Below are 5819 nucleotides of genomic sequence, written 5' to 3'. Positions count from 1 at the left end.
GTAAAAGATGCTTTTAGAACCGCATTTGCATTAGAAACTCAGCATTTTCCAGATGCGCCAAATCAAGAAAATTTCCCATCAATTATTCTCAATCCAGATGAGAACTATCATACTACTTCTCTATATAAATTTTCTGCAGAATATTAATTTTTGGTCTTAACATTTATTAAATAAGTTGACCAGAAAATAATGATATCTAATTTTGAAAGTTCTCAATAACTAGTGTACACTAGTTCAAAAGTGTTCAATTTACCAATAAATGTCAAATTATTAAATCTGGCAATCCTTACTTATTATATATCACCTTTTAATTTAGATTTTTTTAGTTCTTAATGCCGGCGATAAAGAGCAGCTGGTGGAATATTGAGATTGATATGAAATAAGAACTACAGCTTCTTATGGTACAATTAATTTTACTTAAAACAACTTATTCCAAATTTTCCTTTAAAAATGCCGCACGTTTGCCGCACGCTTTAATTTAGAAGGTGATTAAAGTTATAGATAATAAATCTCCTAAGAGCTTATTTCAATTGGATTTACGCAATTCCTATAAACAAAAAAAGCCCTTCTTTCGAAGAGCTTTTAGCGGTCTGGACGGGACTCGAACTGATCTGGGAGTGCCAGTGTTTTTAGGCCTTGGCAAAAGGTGTTTTTTGATGACTCACCGAATCGTACACCGTATTTTAAACTTTAACATTTTTAATATCTCGTAATTAAAAAAAATATGACTTTATAAAATATAGTTTGACAGAGAAGTATCTTTTCCATATAAAACTGTCTCTAACCCTTGTCTTAATTAAACGTTTCTGGAGTGATTAGCTTTTTTAGACCTGGCTACATTTTTTTGTGGTCGCAAACATTTTTTACCTAGTAAATTGCATACACAAGCTAAATTCTAAGTAATTCTTCATTAAAATTGTTGAATTGAATTTTCATTAAATTAAGATTCTTACGTGTTATTTTCTTAATTTCTTATTTAAGTATTCTTAAAAATTAATTTTTGTACAAAAAAAAGGGTGTTAATCCCCTTATGTAAACTTCTAAATAATGTAGATTTGTTCTTGTATTTTACCGTTAAAAGTGTGCGTTATATAGAATTTTTTACATAGTTCCTTTTTTTTCTGAAAACGTTAATTTGATTTAAATTGAATTAATACCAAACTTAAACCGTTCAAAATAAGCTAATATCAAATTTCATACTCTTAAATATACAGTAATTATCATCAAATATTGATTTTGTAAATTTAAGTAATGCAATATTTTCAAATAATCTTCTAACCAAAACCATATGATAAAACTATTACACTACCTGTTACTTTCAGTTTTTACTAGTTAACCAAAATTTAAAGCCAGACTACTTTAGCGGAATGCATAGCTATAGCAGGTTCCAATCGATGGAAACAGAATACGATGCCATTACTTTTTGGATGTTGCATTGTAAGATGTGTCTGCAGGAAACTGTCGTTAGTTTTACTAGGGTGGCTGAAAGCCATCGGAATAATTGATGTACGTGATATTAAGCTATTTTCTTCGATTTTCTTCGAAGCATAATCTTTAAAAACGATATTCATAAGCTCTTTTATTTTCATTTAGTTCCGTTTTGTTATACTAATTTTTTTAAATCAATTTTTATGAAAAAAAAACTACTTGATAGTTTTCTATTATTTTTTTTGTGTATTGCAGGAGTGAATGCACAGGAAGCCTTTATAGGTGAAATACGCATGTTTGCAGGTGATTTCCCTCCAACGTACTGGGCTTTTTGTGAAGGACAGCTTTTGCCGATTAATCAAAATCAGGCGTTATTTTCGATTCTCGGTACGCAGTATGGAGGAAATGGTACGACGAATTTTGCCTTACCAGACCTTAGAGGCAGGGTTGCTGTTCACGTGGGGCAGGGGAATGGGTTAACCCCAATTGTTGCAGGTCAACAGGTAGGAACGGAAGTTAATATCTTGACCTCTGTTCAATTGCCACCTCACACCCATTCATTTAATGCTGTAAGCGAGGATGGCACTACTGCTTCTCCGCAAGGTGCGTTTATGGCGGGTACTAAAGCTCTTGACCCCGAATATGCTTCCATTGGAACTATTATACCTATGAATTCTGCTTTGTTAGGGCCTAACAGTAGTGCTAACGTGCCAGTTGAAAACCGGGAGCCTTCGCTTGTTCTCAACTATATTATTTGTCTTCAGGGTATATTTCCTTCCCGTAATTAAAACTATTCTCTAATGAAAAAATACTATCAGGTATTAATCCTCTTTTTATTGATCTGTTCTTTTGTGCAGGCTCAGAATTCCTATATAGGCGAAGTACGCATATTTGCTGGAAATTTTGCCCCTAGGGGGTGGGCTTTTTGCGATGGCCAAATTTTGAGTATCGCTCAAAATAGTACTCTATTTTCTATTTTGGGAACTACTTATGGTGGGGATGGTAGGACTACATTTGCCCTACCAGATTTGCGTGGGCGTGGTGCCGTTCATCCCGGCAGGGGACCTGGTCTGAATGAGGTCAGATTAGGTCAGATGCAGGGTACTGAATCGAATATACTTTTAGCTAATCAAATACCAAGTCATAACCATCAAGTATACGGGTTGGCTGAAACTGGCAATGTAGATTCGCCCGCAGGCAGTTTTCCGGCGAATACGATGCGATTGGATCCCGAGTATTCGCAGACGGGTATCCTGGTACAAATGAATTCCGCAATGGTAGGTGTTAATCAGCCTAATTCTCAGCCTGTTGAAAACAGGCAGCCTTCTCTGGCTTTACGCTACATTATAGCTCTACAAGGTATTTACCCCTCAAGAAATTAATTATGAAAAAATCTATTATTATTATCAGCATTAGTTTGATGTGTTTTTTATGGACTGCGCGCGTGTTTGCGCAGGATGATTTTATTGGTGAAATACGGATGTTTGCAGGTAATTTTGCCCCAAGGGGATGGGCCTTTTGTGAGGGTCAGTTGCTGAGTATATCTCAAAACACCGCTTTATTTTCTATTTTGGGAACTACTTATGGAGGGGATGGCAGAGTTACCTTTGCCCTACCTGATTTAAGGGGGCGATTACCTATTCACAAAGGGCAGGGAGCCGGACTGAGTAACTATATACTAGGGCAAAAAATTGGTCAGGAATCCGTGACCTTACTATATAATAATTTACCCCAACATACACATCCCGTATTTGCAATAAGCGAAACTGGCACCCAGGCGAATCCTGCCGGTAATTTTCCTGCCAATTCACAGGCGCAGGATCCAGAATACGCTACTTCAGGTACTCGTATACCTATGAATGCTGCTGTGACAGGTCAAAATAGTACATCTAACTTGTCTTTAAATAACAGACAGCCCTCATTAGGAATTAACTATATCATTTGTCTTAACGGGATTTACCCTTCCAGAAACTAAGTTTATGAAACACTTTTACATTTTAATTTTGGGATGCCTGTTTTTTGGCGTACATCTCGGTCATGCACAAATCAATCTCAATACCTGTGATGAATACACTGGTGATTTAGATTTTGTGCTCACCTTTGAATCGGTTGATGGGTCCGGAAGGAATATATACCAAACGAACCCTATAAATGGTGACCAGCCCTGTCCCGGTTTAGGAGTCTGTGAATTTAGAATCGCCTGGAATGTCACGTTAAATCGCTGGGAAGTCCTGGCAGAGGACGGGGATGGCGATTTTGCAACCTCATTTGTTTTGTATTCTAATACTTCAGCATCAAGTCCTAATCCTCCAGATCTAACGCTAGGTACCTGGCAAGAAAATACAGCCTTAACAGGTGGAGAGTGTATGGCCTTGCAAGAGCTAAGCGGAGATGTACAATCAACGCTAAACAGCAATACGGCACCTATAGCTACAGCACCATCTGCACCTTTTGTAATTGAAGATGGCATAAATGTAGCTCTGCCTGATGACATTCAGGTATTCGACCCTGATGGTGATAATCAGACCTTAACTTTTACGATCACGGGTGGTACCTTAGCTCTGGGTAGTACTGGAATAAATTTTGGTGGTTCTGGAAACGGTTCCTCAAATTTTACTGCTTTAGGTAATTTAACGAATATAAATAATGCTTTAGATGTAGCAACATTCACACCTACTCCTAATTTATCGGGTGTTAATACTGCAAGTATTTCCTTCGTGTCCAATGATGGTATAACAAATTCTAATACAGCAAGCGTAACATTTGATATAGAACCAATAAATGATGCACCGATCTTTAATGGTAACAGGGTTATTTCATATACGGAAAATGGTTCTCCTACCAAGTTTAATAGCGGGGGTAATATTATTCTCAGTGAACCGGAAGGTGATGACATTATCGAAGCAACCATCACTTTCAATGATCAGATAAGTGGAGATATTCTTTCAGTAGAAACACCTAGTCCATATTCTGTTTCTCAATCGGGTAATGAAATTAAACTACAGGGAACAGGTTCTGTTGCTCAGATGATTACCGCTTTAGAATCTATAGAATATAGCTTTAACGGAAATGATCCCACAAGTGGAGAAACGGATAATTCACGTAACATTTCAATAGTAGTAAAGGAAGCTTCTGGTCTATCCTCTAATTCAATGACTGTTCAGGTTAGTATAAATGCTCTAAACGATGACCCTACCTTTACCGGATTACCCTCAACAATTTCTGTGCTGGAAGATGTTGCAAGTGTTATCGACCTTTCTGCGGCAACTTTTGGGGATGTGGATTCGGATTCCGGTTCTGTCACTTTATCTTTATCGGTTTCAGCGGGAACACTAACTGCAATTAGTGGAAGCGGGGTTACGGTATCTTTCCCGATTACAGGAACGATGAATTTGAACGGGACTGCGGCAGCGATTGAAAATTATTTGAACACCCCGTCTAATATAAACTATACCAATGAATCGGGTTCTAATACGGCAACTTTAAATATTTCTGCGAATGACAATGGGAATAGTGGCTCGGGGGGCGGGACTTTAATTTCCTTTGGAACGATTAATATAAATGTGAATTCAATTCCTTCTGTAACTTCAGTAATTGTACCAGCAAATCGTACTTATTTAGCAAATCAAAACCTTGATTTCACGATAAACTTTAGTGAAGCGGTAGATGTAAATACAACTATTGGAACTCCTGAACTAAATATAGTTATAGGTGCAAATACAAAATCTGCAGTATATGTCAGCGGTAGCGGCAGTAGTGCCTTAGTATTTAGATATGTAGTAGCTTCAGGTGTTTATGATACAGATGGAATCTCAATAACTGGACTTAATACTAGTGGGGGAACGATTAGGAATCCCTCAGGATCTGATGCTAATCTGATGCTGAATAATGTAGGGAATACCACTAATATTTTGGTTAATGGTTGTGATTTAACAGCCAGTGGCGTTGCTACTGCAGTAAGTTGTAATGGAGGCAGCGACGCATCAATTGATTTAGCTGTTGTTGGCGGAACTGCATCTTATACTTATCTATGGAGTAACGGTGCTACCACCGAAGATCTATCAGGTTTAACGGCCGGCACTTATGATGTTACGGTAACCGATGCCAATGGTTGTACAGCAACTGCTTCGATACAGGTAAATGAACCGACTATACTTACAGCCAGTGGCGTTGCTACTGCAGTAAGTTGTAATGGAGGCAGCGACGCATCAATTGATTTAGCTGTTGTTGGCGGAACTACATCTTATACTTATCTATGGAGTAACGGTGCTACCACCGAAGATCTATCAGGTTTAACGGCCGGTACTTATGATGTTACGGTAACCGATGCCAATGGTTGTACAGCAACTGCTTCGATACAGGTAAATGAACCGACTATACTTACAGCCAGT

General features: G+C 37.9%; 6 protein-coding genes. 5 read left to right on the top strand and 1 reads right to left on the bottom strand.

The annotated features are described in order from the left end of the window. Positions 1-147: aldose epimerase family protein (locus DSM00_RS15405; protein ID WP_449543902.1), on the top strand; the 147-nt coding region annotated here is incomplete at its 5' end. A gap of 1196 nt (positions 148-1343) precedes the next feature. On the opposite strand, the gene DSM00_RS15400 is transcribed toward DSM00_RS15405, so the two are convergent. Next, complete coding sequence (locus DSM00_RS15400; RefSeq protein ID WP_128758868.1) at positions 1344-1589, bottom strand: hypothetical protein; 246 nt, start codon at positions 1587-1589, stop codon at positions 1344-1346. A 42-nt stretch (positions 1590-1631) separates the two neighbouring features. Between DSM00_RS15400 and DSM00_RS15395 the strand changes: the two genes are divergently transcribed. The 4 genes from DSM00_RS15395 to DSM00_RS15380 all read left to right on the top strand — a co-directional run. After that, entirely contained in the window at positions 1632-2216 is a 585-nt protein-coding gene (locus DSM00_RS15395) for a phage tail protein (RefSeq protein ID WP_241652436.1), read from the top strand. Between the two features lie 12 nt (positions 2217-2228). Then, positions 2229-2810, top strand: coding sequence for a phage tail protein (locus tag DSM00_RS15390; RefSeq protein WP_128758867.1), 582 nt, complete (start codon positions 2229-2231; stop codon positions 2808-2810). A 2-nt stretch (positions 2811-2812) separates the two neighbouring features. Then, complete coding sequence (locus DSM00_RS15385) at positions 2813-3403, top strand: phage tail protein (RefSeq protein WP_234405862.1); 591 nt, start codon at positions 2813-2815, stop codon at positions 3401-3403. A gap of 4 nt (positions 3404-3407) precedes the next feature. Next, on the top strand, positions 3408-5819 hold a 2412-nt coding region (locus DSM00_RS15380), incomplete at its 3' end, for a beta strand repeat-containing protein (RefSeq protein WP_394365811.1).

This window comes from Leeuwenhoekiella aequorea (assembly GCF_004104375.1).
Lineage (GTDB): Bacteria > Bacteroidota > Bacteroidia > Flavobacteriales > Flavobacteriaceae > Leeuwenhoekiella > Leeuwenhoekiella aequorea.
Note: the sequence above shows the minus strand (reverse complement) of the source record. Positions and strands in the feature narration are given on the sequence as shown.

Excerpts from the sequence above, each read along its gene's own strand:
- DSM00_RS15385 (WP_234405862.1), top strand. The coding sequence starts at position 2,813 with ATGAAAAAATCTATTATTATTATCAGCATTAGTTTGATGTGTTTTTTA.
- DSM00_RS15390 (WP_128758867.1), top strand. The coding sequence starts at position 2,229 with ATGAAAAAATACTATCAGGTATTAATCCTCTTTTTATTGATCTGTTCT.
- DSM00_RS15400 (WP_128758868.1), bottom strand. The coding sequence starts at position 1,589 with ATGAAAATAAAAGAGCTTATGAATATCGTTTTTAAAGATTATGCTTCG.
- DSM00_RS15395 (WP_241652436.1), top strand. The coding sequence starts at position 1,632 with ATGAAAAAAAAACTACTTGATAGTTTTCTATTATTTTTTTTGTGTATT.